This window comes from Noviherbaspirillum sp. FW303-A3, from assembly GCF_058788695.1.
The window spans coordinates 5,062,346-5,088,206 of sequence record NZ_JBYTAZ010000001.1 but is presented as its reverse complement, the minus strand read 5'-3'; the positions used below and the strand labels follow the sequence as shown (position 1 = coordinate 5,088,206).

At 62.3% G+C, this 25,861-nt stretch carries 24 protein-coding genes; 14 read left to right on the top strand and 10 right to left on the bottom strand.

What is annotated here, in order from left to right; genetic code table 11:
- Positions 1 to 15: 15 nt before the first annotated feature.
- The gene (locus tag AC3WOY_RS24415; RefSeq protein WP_492428543.1) at positions 16 to 1,140 is read right to left on the bottom strand and encodes an ABC transporter substrate-binding protein; all 1,125 of its coding nucleotides are present in this window, start codon (positions 1,138 to 1,140) and stop codon (positions 16 to 18) included.
- A 241-nt stretch (positions 1,141 to 1,381) separates the two neighbouring features.
- Here AC3WOY_RS24415 and AC3WOY_RS24410 point away from each other — a divergent pair, with 241 nt between their 5' ends.
- From AC3WOY_RS24410 to AC3WOY_RS24380, 7 genes are all read left to right on the top strand, one after another.
- Complete coding sequence (locus tag AC3WOY_RS24410) at positions 1,382 to 2,146, top strand: DeoR/GlpR family DNA-binding transcription regulator (protein ID WP_492429397.1); 765 nt, start codon at positions 1,382 to 1,384, stop codon at positions 2,144 to 2,146.
- A 155-nt stretch (positions 2,147 to 2,301) separates the two neighbouring features.
- Positions 2,302 to 3,075 carry a ferredoxin--NADP reductase gene (locus AC3WOY_RS24405; RefSeq protein WP_492428541.1) on the top strand — a complete coding sequence of 258 codons (774 nt, stop codon included), beginning with the start codon at positions 2,302 to 2,304 and terminating at the stop codon, positions 3,073 to 3,075.
- Positions 3,076 to 3,308: 233 nt separating this feature from the next.
- The gene (locus AC3WOY_RS24400; protein ID WP_492428539.1) at positions 3,309 to 4,334 is read left to right on the top strand and encodes a glycosyltransferase family 4 protein; all 1,026 of its coding nucleotides are present in this window, start codon (positions 3,309 to 3,311) and stop codon (positions 4,332 to 4,334) included.
- A 37-nt stretch (positions 4,335 to 4,371) separates the two neighbouring features.
- Positions 4,372 to 6,540, top strand: coding sequence for an amylo-alpha-1,6-glucosidase (locus tag AC3WOY_RS24395; RefSeq protein ID WP_492428537.1), 2,169 nt, complete (start codon positions 4,372 to 4,374; stop codon positions 6,538 to 6,540).
- 157 nt (positions 6,541 to 6,697) lie between these two features.
- A complete protein-coding gene (locus tag AC3WOY_RS24390) occupies positions 6,698 to 7,327 on the top strand; it encodes a DUF4254 domain-containing protein (RefSeq protein ID WP_492428535.1) in 630 nt (209 codons plus the stop codon).
- Positions 7,324 to 8,157 (top strand): glycosyltransferase family A protein, encoded by an 834-nt coding sequence (locus tag AC3WOY_RS24385; RefSeq protein ID WP_492428533.1) that lies wholly within the window; start codon positions 7,324 to 7,326, stop codon positions 8,155 to 8,157. The genes AC3WOY_RS24390 and AC3WOY_RS24385 overlap by 4 nt, the downstream gene beginning before the upstream one ends.
- A 50-nt stretch (positions 8,158 to 8,207) precedes the next feature.
- Entirely contained in the window at positions 8,208 to 8,924 is a 717-nt protein-coding gene (locus AC3WOY_RS24380; protein WP_492428531.1) for a glycosyltransferase family 9 protein, read from the top strand.
- Here the strand turns inward: AC3WOY_RS24380 and AC3WOY_RS24375 are convergent.
- The 3 genes from AC3WOY_RS24375 to AC3WOY_RS24365 all read right to left on the bottom strand — a co-directional run bounded on the left by AC3WOY_RS24375 (position 8,921) and on the right by AC3WOY_RS24365 (position 11,869).
- Positions 8,921 to 9,928: a glycosyltransferase family 9 protein gene (locus tag AC3WOY_RS24375; protein WP_492428529.1), complete on the bottom strand. Its 1,008-nt coding sequence runs from the start codon at positions 9,926 to 9,928 to the stop codon at positions 8,921 to 8,923. The genes AC3WOY_RS24380 and AC3WOY_RS24375 overlap by 4 nt on opposite strands.
- A gap of 178 nt (positions 9,929 to 10,106) precedes the next feature.
- A complete protein-coding gene (locus AC3WOY_RS24370) occupies positions 10,107 to 11,210 on the bottom strand; it encodes an SRPBCC family protein (protein WP_492428527.1) in 1,104 nt (367 codons plus the stop codon).
- A gap of 191 nt (positions 11,211 to 11,401) precedes the next feature.
- A complete protein-coding gene (locus tag AC3WOY_RS24365) occupies positions 11,402 to 11,869 on the bottom strand; it encodes a CreA family protein (RefSeq protein ID WP_492428525.1) in 468 nt (155 codons plus the stop codon).
- Between the two features lie 65 nt (positions 11,870 to 11,934).
- On the opposite strand from AC3WOY_RS24365, the gene AC3WOY_RS24360 reads away from it, so the two are divergent.
- The 4 genes from AC3WOY_RS24360 to ahpF all read left to right on the top strand — a co-directional run bounded on the left by AC3WOY_RS24360 (position 11,935) and on the right by ahpF (position 16,104).
- Entirely contained in the window at positions 11,935 to 12,219 is a 285-nt protein-coding gene (locus AC3WOY_RS24360; RefSeq protein ID WP_492428523.1) for a hypothetical protein, read from the top strand.
- A gap of 33 nt (positions 12,220 to 12,252) precedes the next feature.
- The gene (gene purT, locus AC3WOY_RS24355; RefSeq protein WP_492429396.1) at positions 12,253 to 13,461 is read left to right on the top strand and encodes a formate-dependent phosphoribosylglycinamide formyltransferase; all 1,209 of its coding nucleotides are present in this window, start codon (positions 12,253 to 12,255) and stop codon (positions 13,459 to 13,461) included.
- A gap of 204 nt (positions 13,462 to 13,665) precedes the next feature.
- Positions 13,666 to 14,229 carry an alkyl hydroperoxide reductase subunit C gene (gene ahpC, locus AC3WOY_RS24350; protein ID WP_492428521.1) on the top strand — a complete coding sequence of 188 codons (564 nt, stop codon included), beginning with the start codon at positions 13,666 to 13,668 and terminating at the stop codon, positions 14,227 to 14,229.
- Between the two features lie 288 nt (positions 14,230 to 14,517).
- The gene (ahpF, locus tag AC3WOY_RS24345) at positions 14,518 to 16,104 is read left to right on the top strand and encodes an alkyl hydroperoxide reductase subunit F (protein ID WP_492428519.1); all 1,587 of its coding nucleotides are present in this window, start codon (positions 14,518 to 14,520) and stop codon (positions 16,102 to 16,104) included.
- Between the two features lie 81 nt (positions 16,105 to 16,185).
- Here the strand turns inward: ahpF and AC3WOY_RS24340 are convergent, their stop codons facing one another.
- The 6 genes from AC3WOY_RS24340 to AC3WOY_RS24315 form a co-directional block, all read right to left on the bottom strand.
- Positions 16,186 to 16,560, bottom strand: a complete 375-nt coding sequence (locus tag AC3WOY_RS24340) for a hypothetical protein (RefSeq protein WP_492428517.1) — start codon at positions 16,558 to 16,560, stop codon at positions 16,186 to 16,188.
- Between the two features lie 56 nt (positions 16,561 to 16,616).
- Complete coding sequence (locus tag AC3WOY_RS24335; protein WP_492428515.1) at positions 16,617 to 19,721, bottom strand: efflux RND transporter permease subunit; 3,105 nt, start codon at positions 19,719 to 19,721, stop codon at positions 16,617 to 16,619.
- A 10-nt stretch (positions 19,722 to 19,731) separates the two neighbouring features.
- Positions 19,732 to 20,853: an efflux RND transporter periplasmic adaptor subunit gene (locus AC3WOY_RS24330; RefSeq protein ID WP_492420900.1), complete on the bottom strand. Its 1,122-nt coding sequence runs from the start codon at positions 20,851 to 20,853 to the stop codon at positions 19,732 to 19,734.
- Positions 20,854 to 20,864: 11 nt separating this feature from the next.
- A complete protein-coding gene (locus AC3WOY_RS24325) occupies positions 20,865 to 21,428 on the bottom strand; it encodes a hypothetical protein (protein WP_492428513.1) in 564 nt (187 codons plus the stop codon).
- Positions 21,425 to 22,630 carry a TolC family protein gene (locus AC3WOY_RS24320; RefSeq protein WP_492428511.1) on the bottom strand — a complete coding sequence of 402 codons (1,206 nt, stop codon included), beginning with the start codon at positions 22,628 to 22,630 and terminating at the stop codon, positions 21,425 to 21,427. The genes AC3WOY_RS24325 and AC3WOY_RS24320 overlap by 4 nt, the downstream gene beginning before the upstream one ends.
- A gap of 118 nt (positions 22,631 to 22,748) precedes the next feature.
- Positions 22,749 to 23,099, bottom strand: coding sequence for a hypothetical protein (locus AC3WOY_RS24315; RefSeq protein WP_492428509.1), 351 nt, complete (start codon positions 23,097 to 23,099; stop codon positions 22,749 to 22,751).
- A gap of 170 nt (positions 23,100 to 23,269) precedes the next feature.
- Between AC3WOY_RS24315 and AC3WOY_RS24310 the strand changes: the two genes are divergently transcribed.
- From AC3WOY_RS24310 to AC3WOY_RS24300, 3 genes are all read left to right on the top strand, one after another.
- On the top strand, positions 23,270 to 23,650 hold the full coding sequence (locus AC3WOY_RS24310) for a DUF6064 family protein (RefSeq protein WP_492428507.1): 381 nt from the start codon (positions 23,270 to 23,272) through the stop codon (positions 23,648 to 23,650).
- A gap of 73 nt (positions 23,651 to 23,723) precedes the next feature.
- Positions 23,724 to 24,683 (top strand): chromate resistance protein ChrB domain-containing protein, encoded by a 960-nt coding sequence (locus AC3WOY_RS24305; protein WP_492428505.1) that lies wholly within the window; start codon positions 23,724 to 23,726, stop codon positions 24,681 to 24,683.
- On the top strand, positions 24,680 to 25,852 hold the full coding sequence (locus AC3WOY_RS24300; RefSeq protein WP_492428503.1) for a chromate transporter: 1,173 nt from the start codon (positions 24,680 to 24,682) through the stop codon (positions 25,850 to 25,852). Before AC3WOY_RS24305 ends, AC3WOY_RS24300 begins: the two co-directional genes overlap by 4 nt.
- Positions 25,853 to 25,861: the final 9 nt, after the last annotated feature.

Genomic DNA, 25,861 nt, shown 5'->3' with positions numbered 1-25,861 from the left:
GTTCCGGTTAATCGATCAGTAAGACAACCGGCCGTTCGCGCCCACGACGGCGATGTCCAGGTAATGCGCGCCCTTGCGGTTGGATTCGCTGAAATTGATCGGATAACCGGCCAGCATGAAGCTGTTCATCGAGGTCAGCGCATGGGTGACCTTTTCCGGGGTCGGCTTGGAACCGGCCATGCGGACGGCCTCGACGGCCAGGCGCAGGTTGAGGAACACTTCGAAGTTCAGCGGATTGGAGCTGATGCCTTTGCCGTAGGGCGACTTGAGGAAGGTCTGGAATTCCTTGGCCAGCGGCAGTGTCGTCGATGCCGGGTTCGGCACCACCTGGCTGATGCCGACGCCGCGCACACGCTGCTCGCCTGCGAAATCCGCCAGCTGCTTGGCCGGCACGAAGGACAGCGCATACACCTGCGCCATGGTCTTCGATTTGTCGTAGACCTTCATGAAGCGCGACACCGCTTCGGGCACGCCCATCAGGAAAATCGCCTGCGGACGGGCATCGACCACCTGCGCGGCATGTGCGGTGAAGTCCGTCTCGCCCGGCTTGTAGGGCACCTTCTGCACCACCTCGAAGCCATAGGTCTCGGACGCCTTGGCAATCGCCTGGTTGATGCTCGCGCCGAATCCGTCTTCCTGGAACAGCACGGCGACGCGCTTCAGCCCCAGTGTGCTGGCAAGGCGCGAAATCTTCATCACCTCATCGGTGTAGCTGGCCCGCGTGTGGAAAATCTGCTCCGAACCCGGGCCGCGAATGACGTCCGAACCGCTGAATACGCCGACCAGCGGGACGCGGTGCTGGCTCAGGACGCCCGATTTCATCAGGGCCGCCGTATTGGCGGTGCCGAGGCCGTTGACCAGGGCGACGATGTTTTCCTTGCTGATCAGTTCTTCGACCAGGGCCGGCGTCTTCCTCGGGTCGTACTGGTCGTCCCGCACGGCGAGCTTCAGCGTGTTGCCGTTGATGCCGCCTTTCGCATTGATCATTTCAAGGTAGCCGTTGGCAATCGCCATGCCTTCGGCCGCAGTCGAGGCGGTCGGGCCGGTGAGGCCGAAAACGGAACCGATCCGGACCTCCGCTGCATGGGCCAGGGTGATGGCCGAGAAGGCAGCGAGCGCTGCCAGCGTCTTGATGAACATGTTGTCTCCTCGTGAATGGATGGGAAAGCCCGGATGCTTTTTTCTGGTCCCTGTTGACGCGTCCCGGGCTGCCTTGCCGCCGGAAAAGCTTGACGACAGGCACTCTTTCTTTTTGTCAGGCCAATCTATCTACTTTTCGTCAGGCAAGAAAGTGCCGGTTGTAGAGCAGTTGTTCTAAAATCATGCGGTTTGCGCCGGGAATTCGGCGCGGATTGACCTTTTTCGGAGAACACCCTTGGCACTGAATCCCCGGCAGCGACAATTGCTCGAGTTCGTCCGTCAGCACGAGACGGTCTCGGTCGAGGAACTTGCCAGGAAGTTCGACGTCACGCCGCAGACAGTCCGGCGCGATATCAAGACCATGGAAGAGGCACGGCTGCTTTCCCGCTACCACGGCGGGGTCGGGCTGGCTTCCTCGGTCGAGAATATCGACTACCTGCAGCGCCAGACCCTGCACCTGGGGGCCAAGCGCGGCATCGCCGCCGAAGTGGCAAAGCGCATCAAGCCGGGCTGCTCCCTCCTGATCAACATCGGCACGACGACGGAAGAAGTCGCCCGCGCACTCGTCAACCATGACAACCTGCACGTCATCACCAACAACCTGAACGTGGCCACCATCCTGTGCGACAACCCGTCTTCCGAGGTCATCCTCGCCGGCGGCGTGGTGCGCAAGCGCGACCGGGCGATCATCGGCGAGGCGACCAGCGACTTCATCCGGCAATTCAAGGTGGACATCGGCATCATCGGGATTTCGAGCATCGAACCGGACGGGACGCTGCGCGACTTCGACCCCCGTGAAGTGCGGGTGGCGCAAACCATCATCGAACAATCCCGCGAAGTCTGGCTGGTAGCGGACGGCAACAAGTTCGGCCGCGAGGCCCTGGTACGGATGGGCCACATTTCACAAGTTGACAAACTGTTCACGGACATCCGGCCACCCGAAGCATTGGCAAAAATCATGAAAACCGGTGGCGTCGAAGCAATTATTGCCACTCCTTCCGCCTGAAACCCGCATTTCCACAGGGGTTTAGAACGGTTTTCCCCATTTTTGCGTGTGACCTGCAGCCGGGAAATGGTAAAATTCTACGTTTCGCTTCACGCGACAGGCACATCCGCGTCGCGTCCGCAACCCCGGTTTCATTCCGCCTACTGTCATCAATCATGAGTGCATTCAACGAAGAGCGCGTGCTGAGCGTGCATCACTGGACCGACAAGCTGTTCACCTTCACGACCACCCGCGACCCGTCCCTGCGGTTCTCCAACGGCCATTTCACGATGATCGGCCTGCGCGTGAACGAAAAGCCGCTGCTGCGTGCCTACAGCATCGTCAGCGCCAACTATGAAGACCATCTCGAATTCCTGAGCATCAAGGTGCCCGACGGCCCGCTGACCTCGCGCCTGCAGCACATCAAGGTGGGCGACACCGTCATCGTCGGCCGCAAGCCGACCGGCACGCTGCTCATCGACTACCTGCTGCCCGGCAAGCGCCTGTACCTGCTCTCCACCGGCACCGGCCTCGCGCCCTTCATGAGCATCGTGCGCGACCCGGAGACCTACGAGAAGTTCGAGCAAGTCATCCTCGTGCACGGTGTGCGCGAAGTGGACGAGCTGGCCTACCACGACCTGCTGGTCGAGCACCTGCCGAACCATGAATTCCTCGGCGAGCTGGTGTCGAGCAAGCTGCGCTACTACCCGACCGTGACCCGCGAGCAGTACAGGAACATGGGCCGCGTGACCGAGCTGATCGAAAACGGAAAGATCTTCGAAGACCTGCAGGTCCCCGCGCTGGATCCGGCAGTCGACCGCGTCATGATCTGCGGCAGCCCCGCCATGTTGCGCGACCTGAAGCAAATGCTGGAAAAGCGCAACTTCAAGGAAGGCAATACTTCCACACCTGGCGATTTCGTGATCGAGCGCGCTTTCGCCGAGCAATAAAGGCATTTCTCCTGCCCCGTCGAATTCTCGGCGGGGCAATCCTCCCTCCGCCGGCAGTTCAGCCAACGCATCGCCTTCTTTCAGCCGATCAAGCTTCCCGACGTTTTTCGGGAACAAGTAACCCCTGTTGCCTCTCTACCCACGACACATCGCCCGGTGCGTATGCGTATGCACCGGGCGATGTGCAGGCCGGCATGTGCCGGCATCCCCAACATTGGAACCGGGCACTGAACATGAAGATTGCACAGGTTTCCCCCCTATTCGAGAGTGTTCCTCCGAAGGGTTATGGAGGTACGGAACGGGTTGTTTCCTATCTCACCGAGGAATTGGTCCGGCAAGGGCACGAAGTGACACTGTTCGCATCGGGCGATTCGCAAACCAGCGCGCAGCTTGTTTCCACTGTGGAGGAAAGCGTACGCAACAGCGCCTTCGACCATTCCTGGCTGGCCTATCACCTGATCCAGATGGACATCGTGGCTGAAATGGCAGACGAATTCGATGTCATTCATTTCCACACCGACTTCCTGCAATTCCCGACAATCAAGCACACCGCCACGCCCCATTTGACGACACTGCATGGACGGCTCGATCTCCCCTTCCTCATTCCGGTGTACCGGCATTTCAGTAGCCCGCCGCTGGTTTCCATTTCCGACAGCCAGCGCAAACCCTTGCCATGGGCAAACTGGGTGTCGACGGTCTACCATGGCATGCCGCCCGGCCAATATGCATTCACATCCGATCCCGGCGACTACTTCCTTTTCATCGGCAGGCTGTCGCCCGAAAAACGGGTAGACCGTGCGATCGACATTGCCATCCAGTGCAACCGGCCGATCTACATTGCCGCCAAGCTTGACATGGCGGAAGAAGACTACTTCAAGCAAGTTGTGAAGCCGCTTCTCCGCCATCCGCTCGTCACCTATGTGGGCGAAGTCGGCGAAACCGAAAAGCGCGAATTGCTCGAACATGCCTGCGCGCTGCTGTTTCCGATCGACTGGCCAGAACCATTCGGGCTGGTCATGATCGAAGCGTTTTCATGCGGCACGCCCGTGATTGCCTATGACCATGGATCGGTTCCCGAGATCGTGGACGATGGAGTCACCGGCTTCGTCGTTTCCAATCAGGAGGAGGCCGTACGCGCGGCCCGCCGTATCGAGTCCATCAACAGGCAGGATTGCAGGGCAGCTTTCGAGCGCCGCTTCACGGCTCCATGCATGGCAGCGAATTACCTCACCACGTATCAACGGCTGCTGTCGCAGTGAAACTTCTCCCCCGCCCCCAACGCAAACGGAGAGTCCCATGGTTGAAAAAATCCGGCTAGGCGAACAGTGGTACATCCTCGCAACCTCATCGCCGGCAGACGAGCGCCGCCGCGTGCTCAAGCACAACGACCTGTTCGCAATGTTCGACCGCTTCGGCGACGTGCAGCCCATCGGCCTGGGCGAGGAAGGCATTTATCACGGCGACACCTGCTTCCTCTCGCACCAGGAACTGCTGATCGAAGGTGTACGGCCGATGTACCTGAACTCCACGGTAAAGGACGACAACGGGCTGTTCATCGTCGAACTGATGAATCCCGACCTGCACCCGGACGGCAAGAACAGGATCGCAAAGGGCGACCTGCATATCTTCCGTGCCAAGCTGCTGTGGAACAATGCGTGCTATGAGCATGTGCGCGTGGTCAATTACGGACTTGAACCGATCGAGGTCACCGTATCCCTCGAGTACGGCGCCGATTACAAGGACATTTTCGAAGTGCGGGGATTCAGCCGTGAACGGCGCGGCGTCATGCTGGAGCCGCAGGTGTCCCAAAGCGAAATGCTGCTCGGCTATCGCGGCGTCGATGGCATGGAGCGGCACACGCGCATCACCTTCGAACCTCGGCCGGACAAGATCGCGCCGGGCCGTGCGGACTTCCGCATCTCGCTGCTGCCGAAGGCGGAGTCGCATATCTACGCGACCATCGGTTGCGAGCCGAATGGCGACAAAGTACAGAACAGCACCGACTACTTCGGCGCCTTCACCGAGTTGAACCGCACGGTCAGCGAGCGGCTTGAGAACCGCTGCCGCGTGGTCACGTCCGATCCGCTGTTCAACAACTGGCTTGACCGCTCCACCGCCGATCTCGTGATGCTGACCACGAACCGCAAGGACGGCGACTATCCCTATGCTGGCCTGCCGTGGTATTCCACGACCTTCGGCCGCGACGGCATCCTGACCGCGCGGGAGTACCTCTGGATCGACCCCGGCATGGCCAAGGGCGTGCTGACCTTCCTCGCCGCCACGCAGGCAACGGAATTCGACCCGGTGCGCGATGCCGAACCCGGCAAGATCCTGCACGAAGCCCGCCAGGGCGAACTGGCCGCCTTGAACGAGATTCCCTTCGGCCGCTATTACGGCACGGTCGACGCCACGCCGCTGTTTGTCGGACTGGCCGGCGCATATTACGAACGCACAGGCGACCTCGAATTCATCCGCGGCATCTGGGGCAATGTCCGCAAGGCGCTGAACTGGATCGACGAATACGGCGACCGCGATGGCGACGGCTTCGTGGAATATGCGCGCTACAGCGAAACCGGCCTGGCCCAGCAGGGATGGAAGGATTCGAACGACTCGGTGTTCCACAAGGACGGACGCCTCGCCGACGCGCCGATTGCGTTGTGCGAAGTACAGGGCTATGTCTACGAGGCAAAGCTGCGCGCATCCGAACTGGCCCATCTTCTGGGCGATACCGCGCTGGCGAACCGCCTGCAGAGTTCCGCGGAATCGCTGCGGAAAAAATTCAACGAGGCTTTCTGGTGCGAAGAAATCGGCACCTATGCGATCGCACTGGACGGCAGCAAGCAGCAATGCGCCGTGGCCTCCTCCAACGCAGGCCATACGCTCTGGTCCGGCATTGCCACGCCCGAATACGCGGCGCGCATCGCCGAGCAGATGCTGACGGAGGAATTTTTCTGCGGCTGGGGCATCCGCACCATTCCGACCAATGCCTCGCGCTACAACCCCATGGCCTACCACAACGGTTCGGTCTGGCCGCACGACAATGCGCTCATCGCCGACGGCATGGCGCGCTACGGCTTCACCGGCAAAGCGATGCAAGTCTTCAGCGCCCTGCGCGAAGCGAGCCTGTACATGGACCAGAGTCGCATGCCGGAACTGTTCTGCGGCTTCGAGAAGCGGCCTGACGAGGGACCGACCCTCTATCCGGTCGCCTGCTCCCCGCAGGCATGGGCAGCGGCCACGGTATTTTCCCTGCTGCAGGCATGCCTCGGACTTTCCTTCGATCCGCACAAGCCGGAGATCCGCTTCCGGCACCCGCAATTGCCGCCCTTCCTCGAGCGCGTCGAAATACGCGGCCTGTCGATTGCCGGATCGACCGTCGATCTCTTGCTGCAACGCTATCCCAACAACGTTGGCGTCAACGTGATTCGCAAGGAGGGGCCGGCCGAAGTCGTCGTAGTGGCTTGAGGCACTGCTGCATCCTTTTTACAGCCGCTTGTACAAATTTCCATGCACTTCGCGCGCCCTTGCGCGGAGTTGCGTGGCGTAGCGTATAGCATGGTTCTTGCAGCCGGGTCTTTCGATATTTTTCGCCGTTCAAGATTGAAAAATCGAAAGGAACACCATGCTCAATGACCTCACCGCGACATCCCTCGCACGGTTTCATGACGACATACTGACCAACCGGGACTGGCCTGCCGTCCAGCCGCTCGACGAGCGCCCGGGCGCGTGGTTCTGGATCGAAGCAAACCACCGTTACAACACCCTGCTCTGGAATGAAGAAGACAAGGCGAGGCGCACCGATGTCAGCCCGAGCGAAATCGCCGCATGCAAGCGCCGGATCGACCAGTACAACCAGAAACGCAACGATGCCGTGGAGGCCATCGACGAGGCAATCCTCAACGCACTCGATGACCGTGAACCGGCAAGCGATGCGCGCCTCAACAGCGAAACCGCGGGCGCGATGATCGACCGCCTGTCGATCCTGAGCCTGAAGATTGTCCACATGCGCGAGCAGACGCAACGCGTCGATGCCGGTCCTGACCATATTGCAAAATGCAGCGAAAAGCTGCAGCGCCTGCTCGTCCAGCGCCAGGACCTGGGCGCCTGCTTCGACCAACTGCTTGCAGACGCACAGCATGGCCGCGCGTATTTCAAGGTATATCGCCAGTTCAAGATGTACAACGACCCCACGCTCAATCCCTATCTGTACGGTGCGCAGCAACGCGCCGTCGCGGGAGGCGTGGCGACATGATGCGGCGCGCGACCATCGACGTCCTTGTTCCGACATGCAACCGGCCATGCGCGCTGGCCGTGACACTGGCGTCGCTGTCCGCGCAGACGTTCGGCGACTTCCGCGTCGTCATGTCGGACCAGTCGGATGACGCGGCATCCTTCGACAAGGCAGAGGTGCAGGCGGTCATGTGCCAGATGCAGGCTACCGGCCGCGACGTGCTTGCCTTGCGCAACCTGCCGCGGCGCGGCATGGCGCAGCAGCGCGCCTTCCTGCTCTCGCACGTGACGGCGCCCTACTGCCTGTTCCTGGACGATGACGTGCTGCTGGAAAACGACGTGCTGGACCGCATGTTCCGCATCATCGAGGAACAGCAGTGCGGCTTCATCGGCAGCGCGCTGCACGGCATGAGCTTCCTCGACGACATCCGCCCCCATCAGCAGCACATCGAATTCTGGGATGGCAAGGTCGAACCGGAACGGGTGATGCCGGGCAGCGAGAAATGGGCGCGACACCACCTGCACAGCGCGGCCAACCTGTTCCATGTGCAAGCCAGGCTTGGACTGACGCGTGCAACGACGCGGCTCTATCGCATTGCCTGGATCGGCGGCTGCGTACTGTTCGACACGGAGAAGCTGCGCAGCGCAGGCGGATTCGACTTCTGGGAGCAACTGCCGACGGCGCACTGCGGCGAGGACGTGCTCGCACAACTGCGCGTCATGGAACGCTTCGGCGGTTGCGGAATGATTCCATCCGGCGCCTATCACCTTGAGCTGCCGACGACCGTCACCACGCGCGATGTCGATGCGCCCAGGGTCCTGCCGCTTTCTTCGGCCATGAACATGTCCTGAGCGCCATGGAGGATTTCCATCCTTTGCCCGGTGTCCGCCGGATCGTGGTCATGCACCCCAGCGCGGTGGGCGATTTCGTGTTTGCGCTGCCGTGCCTGCATGCCTTGCGCATCACCTATCCCGACGCGCGGATTTCCTACATCGGGAAACAATGGCACGCGGACTTTCTCGCCAACCGCCCCGGCCCCGTCGACGACGTCACCGTCCTGCCGCCCTGCCCGGGCCTCGGCCTGCCGGCCGAGGCGAACATCGATCCCGAGCCATCGTGTTGCAACCGGGGGGGCAGCGATCCACGGCGGCGCTGGCCGGCGGAACGCTTCGCGGCGCTCGGCGACATCCTCGCGCGCGAAGGCGCCGTGGTCGCCATCAACGGAAGCCGCGAGGAATCGGACGTCGTCGCTCGCGTTCTCGAAAGCATGCGCCATCCTGCCATCAACCTGTGCGGACAGCTTTCCTTGTCGGGGCTATGCGGTGTGCTGGAACGTGCGTCGCTGGTCGTGTCCAACGACACCGGCCCGCTCCACCTCGCGCTTGCGGTCGGCACGCCCGCTGTGGGCATCTACTGGCTGACCAATGTCCTGGAGTCCGCGCCGCTGAGGCAGGACCATCACCGGGCAGCGATGTCGCTGCGCGTGCATTGTCCCGTGTGCGGGGTGGAGAACATCAAGACGCGCTGCGCGCACGACGACAGTTTCGTGAACGGCGTGTCGATCGAGGAAGCAAGCCAGCTTGCCCTCGCGTTGTATCACGAGCGGGCAGGCGACTAACCGCTCTTCAGCAAAGCCCGTGCATGCTGCAAGGCCAGCTCGACGCGCTGCCCTTCCGGGTCCCAGATACAGCGATGGCGCTCCTGGTCCAGCGGCGCCCAGCGCTGCATGTCCGCCTTGTTGAACACCACCACGCTCGGCAGGCGCAGGCCGGCGGCGATATGCGAGACGCCCGTGTCGTTGCAGACCAGCAGGCGCGCCCGGCTCATGAGCGCCGCCATGGCGCCCAGGGACAACGGCGACGCTGTATCGACAGCCGCGTTGCGCATGCTGCCAGCCACCGCTGCGGTGAGATCGGCCTCCTTCGCCGATCCCGTCAGGACGATGCGCAACCCGAATTCATCCGCCAGCGCATCCGCCACTTCGGCGAAGCGTTCCGGCGGCCAGCATTTGTCGCGGATGCGCGCGCCCGGATGGATGCAGATATAGCCGCCGGGTTCGAGTCCCGCGGTCAATCCGCTGTCCCGCAATTCGCGCGCATCCTCCTCGGTCAACGGAAATTCGAGATGGCTGCCGAGGGCCGGGGCGCCGATGAATTCCGCCAGTCTCAGCAGGCGCAGCGGCTCCGGCCCTTCCTCCGGATACTCCATGAACGACACCGGATCGGCCACTGCGCTGCCCGGGGCAACACAGCCCGCGACGGCACCGGCACCGAATTCGGCGACGATGCGGTTGCTGACCTGGCCGCTGCCGTGCATCTGCAACGCGAGATCGAAACTTCGCCCGCGCATGCCGGCATAGAAGGCCTCGAGTTCCATCTCGCGCACGGGCTGCTCGGGAAAGGCAGGATGCCCGGGGAAAGAAACGAACTCATCCACATACCGCCGGTAACGCTGCGCAAACTGCGCCGCCCAGGGCAATCCGGCCAACGTGATATGCGCGCGCGGCAGCGCCGCCCGGATCGCGCGCAATGCAGGAACCGCGCACAGCATGTCGCCGACCTGCAGCGCACGGAATATCGCGAGCCGGTCGACCCTCATCCTTCTGAGAAGCGGTATTCCCATTGACGGTCCATCCACGATTTCTGCAAGCGCCACGCGCGGCCCCCTGTCGGTGTGACTTCTCCGGTCATGATAGGGAGGCGTCGCCACGCCGGCTTGATCCTGCCCAATCGCGGACTTTGCCTGCATCAACAAAGATGACCGCCCGTGCTCCGTCACGAGCGGTCTTTCGCGCGCGATGTCAATGCAGGATGGACGCGGAGGACTGCGGCTGCTGCGCGGCGTCGGTCGGCATCCTGCCCGTCTCGATGAATGCCTTCATGCGCGCCAGGTCCTCGTCCATTTCCTGTTTCGGGTTGGAGGCGAACAGCGATGCGATGGCATGGCCGAGGCCGCCGCCCGGGGGCGAGTACGACATATAGACGCTCACGCGGGTACCCTTGCCTTCCGGTTCGAAGCGGACCTGCCCGCTGTTCTGCACATCTGCCTCGGCTTCGCTTTGCCAGGCGAGCACCTCGCCCCGGCGCGAATCCGTCAGGCGCGCATCCCATTCCACCACCGACCCCGCCGGCCCCTTCACGACCCAATGCGAGCGGCCGTTGCCGAGGTCGCGCACTTCCTGCACATTGGACATGAAGCGCGGGAAGTTCTCGTAATCGCTCCACAGCTCGAATACCCGCTCCGGCGGCGCGTCGACGTGGATGGTCTTGTTGAGGATGACCGGTTCACGTGCCCCGCCCAGAGCCGACGAACGCTGCGACAGCAGGTAAAGTCCCAACGCGCTGCCGGCCAGCATGACGATGGTGCGGATCGAGGGCGACCAGCTTTCCATCGATGCGGCGGGCTGGTAGCTGCTGTAGCCTTCCCGCGCCGTATAGCCTGCCGCCTGCTCCTGCATATCCAGGAAGTCCTCCACCTGGACGACGCCATCCACACGGCGGACGCTGTCCAGCAGGTACTGCCGCTCATGCTTCGGAATGCTTCCGCTCAACGTGACCACGCCCTGGCTGACCTGGATATCGATGTTTCCCGGCTGCGATGCCGCACTCGCGATCTGCTGCCGCACACGCGCTTTCAGCACCTGGTCGTCGATCTGCTCCTTGCCGCGAGTCAACATGGAATCGGCCTGCGCGCGCCAGCCCTGCACGCGGCTTCCCAAGTCGCGCCGCGCCACGTCGAGCACATCGCCCGTGCTTGCAGCCGCACCGCGCAATGCCTCCTTCGCCATGGCACGCCGCTGCGGTCCGCGCTCGGGATCCGCGAGGTACATGGCGAGCGCGCCCAGCGACACGCCGCCCAGTACCCATGCCAGGCGGGACTGATTGCTTTCGTACTCCTCTCTCATTGCCTGCTCCTTTCTGCCATACAAGGTTGGATATGCCAGGCGCTGGTTCATTGCTTTTCTTGCGGGAATCAGCAGAACCGGACACATGTCGCCTGCCCGCCCTTTGGACTCGAAGAGTTGGACAATCGTTGCGTCGGCACATACGGGTATGCGCAAACATCCCGCAATTGGCGGAGGAGCTTGCCGTATGCCTACCTGACCGGGATCTTCTGGCTGGCGGCGACGGGAACCGCCGTGATGCTGTTCTGCGGACTGCCCTCGATCAGGCGGTCGGAGTAGACGAGATACACCAGCGCATTGCGCTTCGGATCGACCATGCGCACGACGCGCACACGCTTGAAGAGAATCGATGCGCGCTCGGTGAATACTTCTTCCTGCTTCGGAATGGCGCCCGCAAAGGCGATCTCGCCGACCTGCCGGCAGGCAACAGAGGCCTCCGCCTTGTCTTCGGCCAGGCCCAGCGCGCCCTTGATCCCGCCTGTCCTGGCACGCGACAGGAAGCAGCTCACCCCGCTGACCTTGGGATCGTCAAACACTTCGACCACGATCTTGTGGTCGGGGCCGACCAGCTTGAAGGCGGTGTCGACTTCGCCGACCTGTTCCGCCAGCGCGGGCAAGGCAAGGAATGCCGCAAGGAAAGCAGGGAGAACAGTTTTCATGGGAATCCGGTGTGAGAAATCGCTATTGAAAGTACACTACCACGCAAATCGATGAGAGCCCGACAATGAAAATCGAACTTGATCCTGATCGCATGGAGGAAATGCTGGACACCTGGCGCAAGTCGGTGGACCTGCAGATCCCGATGATGGACGACTTCAAGATCCGCATGATGCAGAACCGGCGCCAGATCCTGGAAAATTTCCTGCAGACGGGTACGGGCTGGACGCTCATGCTCAGCTGCATGGAACCGCTGGACGATGCCGCGCGCTTCGACGATGTCCGGATCAAGGTCAAGGCTTTTGTCGACTGGGCGGCGTCGGAAATCGACACGCTCGACACGATGCGCTGAACCACACCAATCACCTTATCCGACGCAATGACAATCACACGCCCGCTCCGCCTTGGTACCCCTTTATCTCCCTCCGCCGTCAAGGTGATGCTGCTCGGCTCGGGTGAACTGGGCAAGGAAGTCATCATCTCCCTGCAACGCCTCGGCGTCGAAGTGATCGCCGTCGACCGCTACCCCAATGCCCCCGGGCACCAGGTTACCCATCGCTTCCACGTCATCGACATGACGGATGCCGCTGCGCTGACCGCGCTCATCGCGCAGGAAAAGCCGGATCTCGTCGTCCCGGAAATCGAGGCGATCGCCACCACTGCCCTCGTGGAACTGGAAAAGCAAGGCGCAGCGACCGTCATCCCGACCGCGCGCGCCGCCTGGCTGACCATGAACCGCGAAGGCATTCGCAGGCTGGCCGCCGAACAGCTGGGCTTGCCGACTTCCCCCTACCGCTTCGCCGACAGCCTGGATGAACTGAAAGCCGCATGCGCCGAAGTCGGCTTCCCCTGCGTCATCAAGCCGGTCATGTCATCCTCCGGCAAGGGACAGTCAAAGATCGACGGGCCGGGGGAAATCGAGCAAGCGTGGAACTACGCCGCCTCCGGCAGCCGGGTCAACGCCGGCCGGGTGATCGTGGAAGGCTTCATCGACTTCGATTACGAAATCACGCAACTGACCGTACGGGCGATCAAGGACGGCGCGGTCGCCACGCATTTCTGCGAGCCGATCGGCCATGTGCAGGAAAAAGGCGACTACATCGAATCCTGGCAGCCGCATCCCATGCCTGCCGCCGCGCTTGAAAAGTCGCGCGACATCGCGAAGAAAGTCACCGACGAACTCGGCGGCCTCGGCATCTTCGGCGTCGAACTCTTCGTCAAAGGCGACATGGTGTGGTTCTCGGAAGTCAGCCCGCGCCCGCACGACACCGGCATGGTGACCATGGCCAGCCAGCGGCAGAACGAATTCGAGCTGCATGCAAAGGCCATCCTCGGCCTGCCCGTCGATGTGTCGGTCATTTCCCCCGCCGCTTCCGCCGTCATTTACGGGCGGCACGAGGCAAAAGCCATTGCCTTCGAAGGCGTGGCCGACGCGCTGCAAGTCCCCGGCGCCGACATCCGCCTCTTCGGCAAGCCGGAATCCTTCGCCCGCCGCCGCATGGGCGTGGCGCTGGCAACCGCGCCGGACATCGATACCGCCCGCCGCCGCGCCAAGGAAGCCGCCGCCAAGGTCCGCCCGGTCAAGGCCGGCTGAGCATCGAACCTTTCCGCCCGGTCTTCATCTGACAACGATCGGATGACAGACCGGCAACGCCCTGCAGGTATTAACGCAGGCAAACAAAATAATCGCCTGCAATAAAGCCAAGCTATCACATATATAGAAACTATTGATTTTACACAGCAATAGATCACATCTATTATTCACTCATCCGAGCTTTTTCAACCAACAGAGGTAGACATGTCCCTGATCAATACCCAAGTAAAGCCCTTCAAAGCAACCGCATTCCACAACGGCAAGTTCATCGACGTGACGGAAAACGACCTGAAAGGCAAGTGGTCCGTCGTGTTCTTCTACCCGGCCGACTTCACCTTCGTCTGCCCGACCGAACTGGGCGACCTGGCTGACAACTACGACACCTTCAAGTCCCTGGGCGTGGAAGTCTACGGCGTGTCCACCGACACCCACTTCACCCACAAGGCATGGCACGACACGTCGGACACCATCCGCAAGATCCGCTACCCGCTGATCGGCGACCCGACCGGCGCGATCACCCGCAATTTCGAAGTCATGATTGAAGAAGAAGGCCTGGCCCTGCGCGGCACCTTCGTCATCAATCCGGAAGGCCAGATCAAGCTGTGCGAAGTGCACGACAACGGCATCGGCCGCGATGCCAAGGAACTGCTGCGCAAGGTGCAGGCAGCCCAGTACGTCGCTTCCCATCCGGGCGAAGTCTGCCCCGCCAAGTGGACCCCGGGCGCAGAAACCCTGGCTCCGTCGCTGGACCTCGTCGGCAAGATCTAAACTTGCTTCGCGCCTCCTCCGAGGCGCATCCGCTCCCCGGGCGCAGCGCAAGCGCCCGGCGGCAGCGCCAATCCCCGATCAGTCTTATCTGGTCCGGTAGCCAAGGCTGATCCGGAATTGGCACTGCTCATCCTGAAGAATTAGAGCAGTTTCAGCCTGACTGTGCAGGAGCCAAGGTCGGGTTGAGAAGCGCAACCGTACGTGATGTACGGTGAGCATCGCAGGCCCGAGATTGGCCCTGTACGGTCAGGATCAAACTGCTCTAGCAACCTTATAAAGGAAGCCATTATGTTGGATAACAACCTGAAAACCCAACTCAAAGCCTATCTCGAAAAAGTCACCTATCCGATCGAGATCACGGCATCGCTGGACACCAGCGAAAAGTCGCACGAAATGTCCTCGCTGCTGAACGATATCGCCAACCTGTCGGACAAGATCGCGCTGACCGAGCGCCGCGATGCCGGCGACGGCGAGCGCGTGCCATCCTTCGGCATCAACCGCGCCGGCAGCAAGATGGGCATCCGCTTCGCCGGCATCCCGATGGGCCATGAATTCACCTCGCTCGTCCTCGCCCTGCTGCAGGCCGGCGGCCATCCGCCCAAGGTCGGCGCAGACGTTATCGAGCAGATCCGCAACCTCGAAGGGCAATTCCGCTTCGAGACCTATATTTCGCTGTCCTGCCAGAACTGCCCGGACGTCGTGCAGGCACTGAACCTGATGGCCGTCCTCAACCCGAACATCACCCATGTAATGATCGACGGCGCCCTGTTCCAGGATGAAGTCACGCAACGCCAGATCATGGCCGTGCCGACCGTGTTCCTGAATGGCGAAACCTTCGGCCAGGGCCGCATGGGCCTCGAGGAAATTCTCGCCAAGCTGGATACCGGCGCCGCGCAGCGCGAAGCCGCCAAGCTGGCGACAAAGGACGTGTTCGACATGCTGGTCGTCGGCGGCGGCCCCGCCGGCGCATCGGCTGCCATCTACTCGGCGCGCAAGGGCATCCGCACCGGCGTCGTCGCCGAGCGTTTCGGCGGCCAGGTGCTGGACACCATGGGCATCGAGAACTTCATCTCCGTGAAGGAAACCGAAGGCCCGAAGCTCGCCGCCGCGCTGGAGCAGCATGTGAAGACCTATGACGTCGACGTGATGAACCCGCAGCGCGCCGAAGCCCTGGTCCCGGGGGACGTGATCGAAGTGAAGCTTGCCAGCGGCGCCAGCCTGAGGGCGAAGACCGTTGTCCTGGCCACCGGCGCGCGCTGGCGTGAAATGAACGTGCCGGGCGAGAAGGAATACCGCAACCGCGGCGTGGCCTACTGCCCGCACTGCGACGGCCCGCTGTTCAAGGGCAAACGCGTGGCCGTTGTCGGCGGCGGCAATTCCGGCGTCGAAGCCGCCATCGACCTGGCCGGCATCGTCGCCCATGTGACGCTGCTGGAATTCGACAGCAAGCTGCGCGCCGACGCGGTCCTGCAGCGCAAGCTGTTCAGCCTGCCGAACATCACCGTCATCACCCAGGCACAGACTACCGAGGTGACTGGCGACGGCAACAAGGTGAACGGCCTGCGCTACACCGACCGCCAGTCCGGCGCATCGAAGACGGTCGACCTCGAAGGCATCTTCGTACAGATCGGCCTGCTGCCCAATACCGACTGGCTCAAGGGCACGGTGGCGCTCTCCAACCGCGGCGAGATCGAGGTGGACGCACGTGGACAGACCTCGGTACCAGGCGTCTTCGCCGCTGGCGATGCGACGACCGTGCCGTACAAGCAGATCGTCATTGCGATGGGAGAAGGTTCGAAAGCAGCATTGAGCGCCTTCGACCACCTGATCCGGACATCGGCGCCGGCGGATGAGAAAGTCGCTGTCGCTGCCTGAAAATGAAAATGCCGGCGGATTGCAGAGTCCGCCGGCTTCAACTGTTGCATCGATGCAGCTTCTGCAACCTGCATGACAGCGTTACTTCACAGCGAACCTTACGTTGACAGTCTTCTTGTCCGCAAAGGTCACGGTCGCAACAGCCTTTGAACCCTTCGCCAGCCTGGCGTCACCATTGGCGACCATCGTATTGTCGCCGACGGCCTCAAGGGGAACCTCCGTTTTTTCTGCTCCGGTCAGGACCGTCAGCTTTCCGGTCGCGCCGCTCGTTGTCTTTGGCTTGCCGTGGTCTTCAACATAAATCGTCGCTTTGCCGTCGTTATTGACCAGCTCGAAGTGCAGGTCGCTTGCACTGCTCACGACGCCGCCGTGCTTCGGCTTGTCTCCGTGTGCCAAGGCACTTCCGGATACCGCCACAGTTACCGCCATTGCCACGAGGGCCATCAGTTTCTTCATTGCTTTCTCCATATGGGCAGCGGCTCTGTCATGGGCGCCGCTGCAATAGCCCATTCTTAATAAGCTTCCTTCGATTCGCCTGCAACAAGTGCGTCCAGCGGCCTGCGTCCCACCAGCCAGAAAATCAGCGGCGTCAACAGCGAATCAAGTATCGTCGAGCTGACCAGCCCGCCGAAAATCACCACAGCCACCGGATGCAGGATTTCCTTGCCGGGTGCATCGGCGGCCAGCAGCAACGGCACCAGCGCAAACGCGGCAACCAGTGCCGTCATGAGCACAGGGGTCAGCCGCTCCAGCGAACCGCGCACGATCATCGGCATGCCGAAGGTTTCGCCCTCGAACTTGCACAGGTTGATGTAGTGGCTGACCTTCAGGATGCCGTTGCGTGTGGCAATGCCGGCCAGTGTAATGAAGCCGACCATCGATGCCACGGAAAGCGACACGCCTGCAATCCACATGGCGATGACACTGCCGATCAAGGCAAATGGAATGTTCCCCATGATGACCAGGGCCAGGACAGCGGACTTGTAGCGTGAGAACAGCACCAGGAAGATCATCGCCAGCGAGACCAGCGACAGGCTGATAATCAGCTTTGTCGCCTGTTCCTGCGCCTGGAACTGCCCCTCGATACTGACGAAGTAGCTGCCCGGAAGCCGGGTCGCGGCAATCGCCTTGCGAACGTCTCCAATGACGCGGGACATGTCCGAACCATCCGTGTTCGCATAGACAACGATGCGCCGGCGTCCGTTCTCGCGTCCGATCTGGTTCGGGCCATCGCCTTCCTCGACGGTGGCAACCTGCGACAGCGGAATCCGTCCTGCGGGAGTGTCGAGCATGACCCGGGCCAAATCCTGCGGCGAGCGGCTCTCGTCCGGCATGCGCACCAGCAGGTCGAAGCGGCGCGGGCCGTCGACCACCTGGGTCACGCGCTCGCCTTCCGACAAGGTCTGCAAGGCACTCAACACCTGTCCCGGCGCGAGTCCATACTGGGCGGCCTTTCGATAATCGACACGCACCTTGACCTGCGGGATAAGCACCTGGCGTTCGACCGACAGGTCGACCAGTCCCGGAACGGTTGCCAACCTGCCGCGCAGGCTTTCGGCGAGGCCGCGCAGGGTATCGAGGTCGTCGCCATAGATTTTCAGCGCGATCTGTGCCCTGACGCCGGACAGCAGGTGGTCGAGCCGGTGCGAAATCGGCTGGCCGATGGCAATCGATGCAGGGATGACGGCAAGGCGCGAGCGGATATCGGCCATGATCTGTTCGCGGTCACGCCCGGATCGCTTCAGGTCAATGTCGATTTCCGCCGAGTGGACGCCTTCCGCATGCTCGTCGAGTTCGGCGCGGCCGGTGCGGCGGCCGACCTTCTTTACCTCCGGCACTTCCTGGGCGAGTGTTTCGGCAAGCGCACCCATGCGGTTCGCCTCCGCCAGCGAGGTTCCAGGGGTGAAAGTCATCCCCATCACCAGCGAACCTTCGTTGAAGGCCGGAAGGAACGCACGCGGAAAGAACGGCACGCTGGCTGCGGCGGCCACCACCGCGACGGCGGCAACTGCCAGAATGCCTTTCGCCCTCGGGAAGGACCATTCCAGGATGCGGGTATCCCATGCCTTCAGCCGTTGCACGACGGGGCTGTCGCCGTGCGCAAGCTGTTTCATGTCAGGCAGCAGGTAGTACGCAAGTACCGGAGTGACCGTCATGGACACCAGCATCGAGGCCAGGATGGAGACGATGTAAGCCACGCCAAGCGGAGCGAACAGCCGGCCTTCGATGCCGGGCAAGGCAAACAGCGGCACGAACACCAGCACCACGATGATGGTGGCATAGACGATGCCGGACCGCACCTCGACGGAAGCTTTCCAGATGGTTTCCAGCACCGATAATGGATTGGCTTCACTGCGCCGCTGCTTCAGGCGGCGCAGGATGTTCTCCACATCCACGACCGCGTCATCGACCAGTTCGCCGATCGCAATCGCCAGTCCGCCCAGGGTCATGACGTTGATCGACTGCCCCAGCAGGTGAAAGGCGACTGCGGTCACCGCCAGCGACAACGGAATCGCAATCAGCGAAATCGCCGTGGTGCGGAAGTTCAGCAGGAATGCGAACAGGACGATGGCAACCAGGATCGCGCCGTCGCGCAATGCTTCCACCACGTTGTTGATGGAAGCCTCGATGAAGTCTGCCTGCCGGAACAGGACTTCGGGCGTCGACAGGCCGGCGGGAAGTCCCTGCCTGAGTTCCGCCAATGCATTCTCGATGTCGCGCGTCAGCTTCACGGTGTCCGCGGCCGGCTGCTTCTGCACGCTGACAATGACCGCCGGCTTGCCGTTCATGCCTGCATCGCCCCGCTTGAATGCCGGTGCGTACCTGACGGAAGCGACCTGCTCAAGCAGGATGGGCGTGCCGTTGCGGAACGCGACAGCCAGTCCCTTCACGTCATCGAGCCTGTTGGTCCGGCCAAGATTGCGGATCAGGTATTCCCGGCTGTTCAGGTCGATGAAGCCGCCGCTGGTGTTGCCGGCGAAGCCGCGCACCGATGCCTCCACCTGGTCGAGCGTCACGTTGAACTGCGCCATGCGTGCGGTATCGGGCTCGATGCGCAATTGCCGCACGTCGCCGCCGATCGGAATGACTTGCGAGACGCCGGAAATCGACAGCAGACGCGGGCGCAGGACAAAGTCCGCATATTCCCGCGCCTGCATCGGGCTGGCTTTCGATACATCGATGGGCAGCGCAATCAGCATGATCTCGCCCATGATGGACGACACCGGCCCCATGACAGGCGTGATGCCGCCGGGGAGCTGCTCCCTGACCAGGGTAAGGCGTTCCGACACCTGCTGGCGATTGCGGTAGATGTCGGTGCCCCAGTCGAATTCGGCGTACACGATCGACAGGCCGACACCGGACACCGACCGCACGCGGGTCACGCCGGGCATGCCGTTGAGCGATGTCTCGATCGGGAATGACACCAGTTGCTCGACTTCTTCCGGCGCCATGCCTCCGGCTTCCGTCAGGATGGTGACCAGCGGCTTGTTCAGGTCCGGGAAGACATCGACCGGCGTGCGGGTCGCCATCAGCGCGCCGTAGACCACCAGCATCGCTGCCGCCGCCAGCACGAACAGCCGGCTGGTCAGGCTGAAACGAACTATCCAATTGAACATGTGTGCGCCCCTATCTGATCTGGTTGACCAGCGAGGCGCCGGAGACGACAACGCGGTTGTCCGGTCCCAAACCCTTGACGACGACGATCGTTTTCGCGTCCAGCGGCTTGACCTCGACCGGTTGCGCAATGAAGCGTTCCGCACCGGACTTGATCCACACGACGGGCTCGTTGTTCGGGTTGCGGACCAGTGCCTCCGCGGGCAGCGCGATGCCCTTCACCTTCTCGTTCAACCTGGCGACCACCGTCACAGGCTGCCCGACGGCAAGCGCGGCATCCTTCAGGTTTGCCCTGAAAGTGAGGGGCAAGGCGCCGTCACGCAGGCTTCGTCCACCGCCGATGAAGGACAGCTCGGCGCCCGGGTAGCCGGCCAGTCCCGCATTGGCGATCCTGCCCGTGAGCGATGCGTCCGGGGTTGCCGCTTCAACCACCATGCGGGCCGGGTCAACGATGTCGAACAGCACATCGCGCGCTTCCACGATCTGCCCCGCCAGGATGTTTGCGCTGGCAATGACGCCGGAGGCCGACGCGGTGACGGCTTCATTTCCGCTTACGCTTGCCGCCACCGCCCGTTCACGGCCGATCAGGCTGTTCAGCTCCGCATGCGCCGCTTCGATTTCCTTTTGCGGCACGGTTCCTTCCAGCGCCTCGAGACGCTTCACGCGTTGTTCTGCCAACTGGCGGTTGGCACGGATATCGACCAGCTGCGCCTGCTGGTTGCCGCGCTCGACGGCGCTGGCAATCGGCAGCACGTACGCAAGGACCTGGCCTTTTTCGACCCGCTGGCCCGCAACCGGGAGCCCTTTGGGTCCGGCTTCGATCCGTCCGGAAAACGGCGCCTGCACCCGGCCGCCTGCGTTCGGGTCGATGCCGACGCGCCCGTTCAATTCAACCGTGAACGGGTGCTCGTCTTCATGGCCCTTCACCGTACGGATGGCCATGCGGCGCTGTGCCTGCTTCGGCACATTGACGCTGCCGTCCGGGAGACGCGCGAGGCCGGTGGCGTTGCCGGATGCAGGGGCATCGAGGTGTTCGCCGTTGGGGCCGTGGGCGCCCGGTGCGGCAAGGGCGACAGGCGAGAGCGCACCTGCCATCAAAAGAGAGAAAACAATGGTCTTGTATTTGTTCAGCATGATTTTTCCTGTCAGGGCTTGCGGCGCAGCTGGCGAATGACGATGGCGACGAGCAGTGCCGCCAGCAGCAAGCCGGCGATTGCCCAGGTCGTCAGGTTGGTGCGCGGATGGTCGTGGTCGTCGTCGGAATGGCCATGGGCGCCCTCTCCGGCTTTCACCTCCAGCATGCCTTCAAGAAGGTCGCTGTCGTCTCCCGCGGTCAATGTGAACAGGAGCGCGTGTTTCCCGGGTTTGGCCAGGGCTTTCAGGAAGTTTTCATCGTCGACGGCATAGTCGCCATGATCGGCGTGAAACCTGGCGGCGACCTTCATGCCGTTGAACTCGACTTCGAGCTTGCCGTTCAGGACAGGCTCGTTGGTGTCGTAGCGGTCAATCAGCATGGAAAGCTCGCCATCCTGCAGGCGGCCGACCAGTTCGAATGATTCGGTGAATGTTTCGATGCGGGGCCCGGCATCGCTGACCGCATGGCCGCCCGGCGCATCCAGATGCTCGCCGTTCGGACCGTGGGCGCCCGGCGCCGCGAAGGCCGCAGACATCGTCACCACGTAAAAAAGGAAGATATTGAGGATGTTCATGGAGTGATTCCTAATGCTTGATTCAGTCGGGCATGGGCAAGACCTGCTGCCACACGCTGTTGGCTTTCGGCGAACTCGGCGTCGTGCAGCTGGCTTTGCGAGCGCAACAGCTCCGCCAGGCCGCGCTCGCCGAAGCGGAATGCCTTTTCGATGAGCGCCATATGCTCGCGTGCCAGTGCAAGGCGCGCCGTTGTAGCGTCGAGCGCCTGCCGGGAAGTCGTGAGCTGCAGCCTTGCCATGTCGATGTCCGCCTGCAGTGTCGCCTCGGTTTGCGCCAACTCGGCGGCGGCGGACGCGATCTGCGTTTGTGCGGCTGTTTCAAGCGGGCGGTTGCGGGCATTGGTGCCGATCGGAATTTGAACGGACACGCCCACGCTCGATGCCGGACTGGCTGCGCCTTCCTTTTCCCGCCGCATCAGCAGGCCGATTGTCGGCGGTTCGCTGCGCGTGCGATTCACCACGTCCAGCGAGGCCTGGGAGCGCTTAAGGGCCGCGCGCGCGGCCAGCATCCGCGGATGCTGCTCGCGTACTCCCTCGGCAATCGGTTCCGGCTCGATGGAAGGGATATCCGGTTGACCGGTCAAGGCGGTGTAACGTGCCTGCGCTTCCTGCATCCTGGCGCGGGCAGAAGCAACCGCCCCCCTGGCTGCCAATACTTCCTGCTGTGCAAGAATGCCGTCAATCCGCGCAAGATCGCCAGCCTCGACCCGGCGCATCACTTCGTCAGCAATGCCTTCGAGATGGTCTTCGTGATCTTCGGCCTCGTTGAGTGCTTCTTGCGCAGCAGCGACCGCCCAAAGCCGCTCGCGCACTTCGCCGGCAATGTCCAGCCGCGCGCTGGCGATTTGTGCTTCCAGGTCTTCTGAACTGCTTTCGGCAAGGCCCTGGCGCGCGGCTTTCTGGCCTGGCAGCCAGACCGGCGCGGAGAGCGACACTTCCGTTTCCCTGACGCCGTTCCGGTCGGTCCAGCGGTCGCTTCTCTGCGCAAGACCAACGGTCGGCGAACCGGCAATCCAGGTGTCCGCCGCATCGCGGCCGGCAAGCATCTCGTTGCGACGGGCCTCCAGGGTCCGGCCTTGCGGCGACCTTTGCCAAGCCGCGTCGAAGGCAGCTTTCAAGCCGGGCGGCCCCGATTGTGACAACGCCATGGGCGATGCCAGCGCCACGGCGGAAAACAAAACACTTAAATAATATGCACGCATGCAATCTCCATTCGGTATGAAAAAGCCAGGACCGAAGGCAAATACGACCGGCGCGACAGGATGTCGCGCGGACGGACTCAGCGAAAGTCAGGATGAGTGCTGAAATGCCCTCGGTGGATCAACCGAGGGATTGAGGAGGCCGTTGCGGCCGTTCAGGAACAGGATCGGGAATAAAGTGGCCGAGGTCGCTGCGAGCGGCCTTGAACGGCATACTCGCAAGGAACGGTACTGCGATGGACGGCAGTGCGACGCAAGGCTGGGACGCGGAATGTTCCGCGAAGTGCTTTGCCGACTCGCCCGAGTCGTCATAGTGCGTCCCATGCTCGTCGTGATGATGGCTCGCCCCTTCCATGTGATCGACCTCGTGGGCGATGTCAAACGCTTTCTTGAGCGCAAACTCGCCGTCCTGCACGGCAAAGCTGTGCAAGGGAAGCAGGAGCATCAGGAAAATGCAGAGAATGCGACGCACGGGAAGTCATTGGACGAGTTGAGCAGTGATTATACCAACGGCGCCATGATCAGCGGGAAACGATAATATTTCCGGACATCCGCTTGAATCCGGTTGACCCGAAACAAGGATCTTATTCTCCATTGCGAGGATAGTGATTCTTGCAATCGCTGAAACTGCGGGAGGATGCCATGAAAATCCCCTTCACCGTCAAGCAGTTCTTTGCGGTCTTCCACGTATACAACGAGGCGGTTTGGCCGGCTCAACTCTTGTTGCTGGCGCTCGCCCTCATTGCCATCTTCCTGGTCTTCACGAAACACCCCATGGCCGGGCCGGCGGTGTCGGCTATTCTGGCATTTCTCTGGGCATGGATTGCGGTCGCCTATCACCTTGCCTTCTTCGCGCGCATCAACCCCTTGGCCTATGGTTTTGCCGGGCTGTCGCTGATCGGCGGGCAGGCTGCGTTCCTGCTGGGCGTGCCGCAGGATCTTGGCCTTGTCGCCGCCGGCGTCATCGGCGTATGGATGATGGCGAGGCGGAAGACAAGTCAGTCGCGGCCCGCGACGGCATAAGCCGACGCCGCGCGCATGCGCAGACTCGAAAAACATATTTGTAATCATTCATACATCATGTAGATTACTCTACATGACAATAAATAATTCGACTTGGAGCCTGCTGGTCGTCAGCCTGCCGACATCCGGCGCCACTGCGCGCATGCGCCTGTGGCGCGCGATCAAGGCCCTGGGCTGCGCGTCTCTCCGCGATGGCGCATATCTCCTGCCTGATGTTCACGCCGCTGCCCTGGCCGAGCTTGCTGCCCAAACCAATGCGGAAGGTGGACAAGCGTGGGTGGTTGGCGTTACCGCGCGTTCCGAAGAGGACAATGCAGCCTTCCAGGCATTGTTCAGCCGTGCGGAGGAATATGCCTCCCTGGCCGGCGCGCTGACCAAGGCAAGAAAGGAACTGGCATCCCAGCCTCCCACGGACATTGCAAGAACGCTCAAGCGCCTGCGCAAGGAGCGTGAACTCGTCCGGCGCATCGACTTTTTCCCCGATGAAGCGTCGCTGGCAGTCGAAGCCGCCTGGACCGACTTCGAAGACGCGGCCAACGCGACACTCTCGCCCGGCGAGCCGCAGCCTGCGACGCATGCGATCCCGGCGCTGAAGAAAGAGGACTATCAGCAGCGCATCTGGGCAACGCGCCGCAATCTCTGGGTCGACCGTGTTGCCAGTGCCTGGCTGATCCAGCGATTCATCGACCGCCACGCCCGCTTCCTTTGGCTCGACAGCCCGGCGAAATGCCCGAAGCATGCCCTCGGCTTTGATTTTGACGGTGCGGCCTTCACCCATGTCGGGGACAAGGTCTCGTTTGAGGTACTGCTCGCCAGCTTCAACCTTGATGGCGACCCCGGCCTCGCAAAGCTTGCGGCGCTTGTCCACGCACTGGATGTCGGCGGCGCGGTTCCCGCCGAAGCCGCGGGATTTGAAGCCATCCTTGCCGGTGCGAGGGCGCGGCACAGCGGCGACGACGATGCCTTGCTTGCCGGGATGGGCGCAGTCCTCGATTCCCTTTACATCCACTTCAACAGAGAACGTACGCAATGAGCAATTCCGTCGACAAACCGAGCTACACGCTTTGGCAACTCGTCCTTTACATGCTGCGCCTGGGCACGCTCGGATTCGGCGGGCCGGTGGCGCTGGTAGGCTACATGCACCGCGACCTGGTCGAGGAACGCAAATGGATTACCGAGGCGGACTACAAGGAAGGCCTTGCGTTGTCCCAACTGGCGCCGGGGCCGCTCGCGGCGCAGCTCGGCATCTATCTCGGCTACGTGCACTATCGCATCCTCGGCGCGACGCTGGCCGGCCTCGCATTCGTCATCCCGTCGTTCACCATGGTCGTCGTGCTGGGCTGGGCGTATGTGCGCTTCGGCGGCATACCGTGGATGCAGGCGGTGTTCTATGGCGTGGGTGCGGCGGTGATCGGCATCATTGCGATGAGCGCCAAGAAACTCACCGAGAAGAGCGTCGGCAAGGACAAACTGTTGTGGGCCATCTACCTGTTGCTGGCGGTGGTGACCATCATGACCGAATCCGAAATCGCCTGGCTGTTCATCGCCGCGGGCGTGCTGGTCTGGCTGCTGCGCGCGCCGCCGCGCTGGCTGGGCAAAGGCAATGTGAACGGCGCCGCACTCACGCAGCTCCCCATGGCGGGCAGCTTGTTCGGAACGATGGATGTTTCGCTGCTCACCCAGATCGGCTTGTTCTTCGCGAAGGCCGGCGCATTCGTGTTCGGTTCGGGCCTGGCCATCGTGCCGTTCCTCTATGGCGGCACGGTCACCGAGCATCAGTGGCTGACCGAAAAGCAGTTCGTCGATGCGGTCGCCGTTGCGATGATCACGCCTGGACCGGTTGTCATTACGGTCGGCTTTATCGGCTACCTGATTGCCGGCTTGCCCGGAGCGACGGTCGCGGCCGTGGCCACCTTCCTGCCGTGCTACCTGCTCACCATCATCCCCGCGCCGTACTTCAAGAAATACGGCAAGCTGCCGGGCGTCGTCGCGTTCGTCGACGGCATCACCGCAGCCGCGATCGGCGCCATTGCCGGCTCGGTGATCGTGATCGCAAAGCGGTCGATTATCGACATTCCGACCGCGCTGATTGCCCTGGTCACTGTCGCGCTGCTGTGGCGGTTCAAGAAGCTGCAGGAGCCTGTCGTCATCGCTGCCGCGGCGGCGGTGGGCCTGGTTCTTTACCCCTTGCTTCGCGCTTGAAGACATGAA

What these genes read in the sequence shown, in the direction of transcription:
- AC3WOY_RS24360 (WP_492428523.1), top strand. Translation starts at nt 11,935, where the DNA reads ATGAAAATCGAACTTGATCCTGATCGCATGGAGGAAATGCTGGACACC.
- AC3WOY_RS24395 (WP_492428537.1), top strand. Translation starts at nt 4,372, where the DNA reads ATGGTTGAAAAAATCCGGCTAGGCGAACAGTGGTACATCCTCGCAACC.
- AC3WOY_RS24385 (WP_492428533.1), top strand. Translation starts at nt 7,324, where the DNA reads ATGATGCGGCGCGCGACCATCGACGTCCTTGTTCCGACATGCAACCGG.
- AC3WOY_RS24380 (WP_492428531.1), top strand. Translation starts at nt 8,208, where the DNA reads ATGCACCCCAGCGCGGTGGGCGATTTCGTGTTTGCGCTGCCGTGCCTG.
- AC3WOY_RS24305 (WP_492428505.1), top strand. Translation starts at nt 23,724, where the DNA reads ATGACAATAAATAATTCGACTTGGAGCCTGCTGGTCGTCAGCCTGCCG.
- AC3WOY_RS24330 (WP_492420900.1), bottom strand. Translation starts at nt 20,853, where the DNA reads ATGCTGAACAAATACAAGACCATTGTTTTCTCTCTTTTGATGGCAGGT.
- AC3WOY_RS24310 (WP_492428507.1), top strand. Translation starts at nt 23,270, where the DNA reads ATGAAAATCCCCTTCACCGTCAAGCAGTTCTTTGCGGTCTTCCACGTA.
- AC3WOY_RS24335 (WP_492428515.1), bottom strand. Translation starts at nt 19,721, where the DNA reads ATGTTCAATTGGATAGTTCGTTTCAGCCTGACCAGCCGGCTGTTCGTG.
- AC3WOY_RS24415 (WP_492428543.1), bottom strand. Translation starts at nt 1,140, where the DNA reads ATGTTCATCAAGACGCTGGCAGCGCTCGCTGCCTTCTCGGCCATCACC.
- AC3WOY_RS24320 (WP_492428511.1), bottom strand. Translation starts at nt 22,630, where the DNA reads ATGCGTGCATATTATTTAAGTGTTTTGTTTTCCGCCGTGGCGCTGGCA.
- AC3WOY_RS24375 (WP_492428529.1), bottom strand. Translation starts at nt 9,928, where the DNA reads ATGGGAATACCGCTTCTCAGAAGGATGAGGGTCGACCGGCTCGCGATA.
- AC3WOY_RS24400 (WP_492428539.1), top strand. Translation starts at nt 3,309, where the DNA reads ATGAAGATTGCACAGGTTTCCCCCCTATTCGAGAGTGTTCCTCCGAAG.
- AC3WOY_RS24390 (WP_492428535.1), top strand. Translation starts at nt 6,698, where the DNA reads ATGCTCAATGACCTCACCGCGACATCCCTCGCACGGTTTCATGACGAC.
- ahpF (WP_492428519.1), top strand. Translation starts at nt 14,518, where the DNA reads ATGTTGGATAACAACCTGAAAACCCAACTCAAAGCCTATCTCGAAAAA.
- AC3WOY_RS24340 (WP_492428517.1), bottom strand. Translation starts at nt 16,560, where the DNA reads ATGAAGAAACTGATGGCCCTCGTGGCAATGGCGGTAACTGTGGCGGTA.
- AC3WOY_RS24365 (WP_492428525.1), bottom strand. Translation starts at nt 11,869, where the DNA reads ATGAAAACTGTTCTCCCTGCTTTCCTTGCGGCATTCCTTGCCTTGCCC.
- AC3WOY_RS24370 (WP_492428527.1), bottom strand. Translation starts at nt 11,210, where the DNA reads ATGAGAGAGGAGTACGAAAGCAATCAGTCCCGCCTGGCATGGGTACTG.
- AC3WOY_RS24300 (WP_492428503.1), top strand. Translation starts at nt 24,680, where the DNA reads ATGAGCAATTCCGTCGACAAACCGAGCTACACGCTTTGGCAACTCGTC.
- AC3WOY_RS24405 (WP_492428541.1), top strand. Translation starts at nt 2,302, where the DNA reads ATGAGTGCATTCAACGAAGAGCGCGTGCTGAGCGTGCATCACTGGACC.
- AC3WOY_RS24325 (WP_492428513.1), bottom strand. Translation starts at nt 21,428, where the DNA reads ATGAACATCCTCAATATCTTCCTTTTTTACGTGGTGACGATGTCTGCG.
- ahpC (WP_492428521.1), top strand. Translation starts at nt 13,666, where the DNA reads ATGTCCCTGATCAATACCCAAGTAAAGCCCTTCAAAGCAACCGCATTC.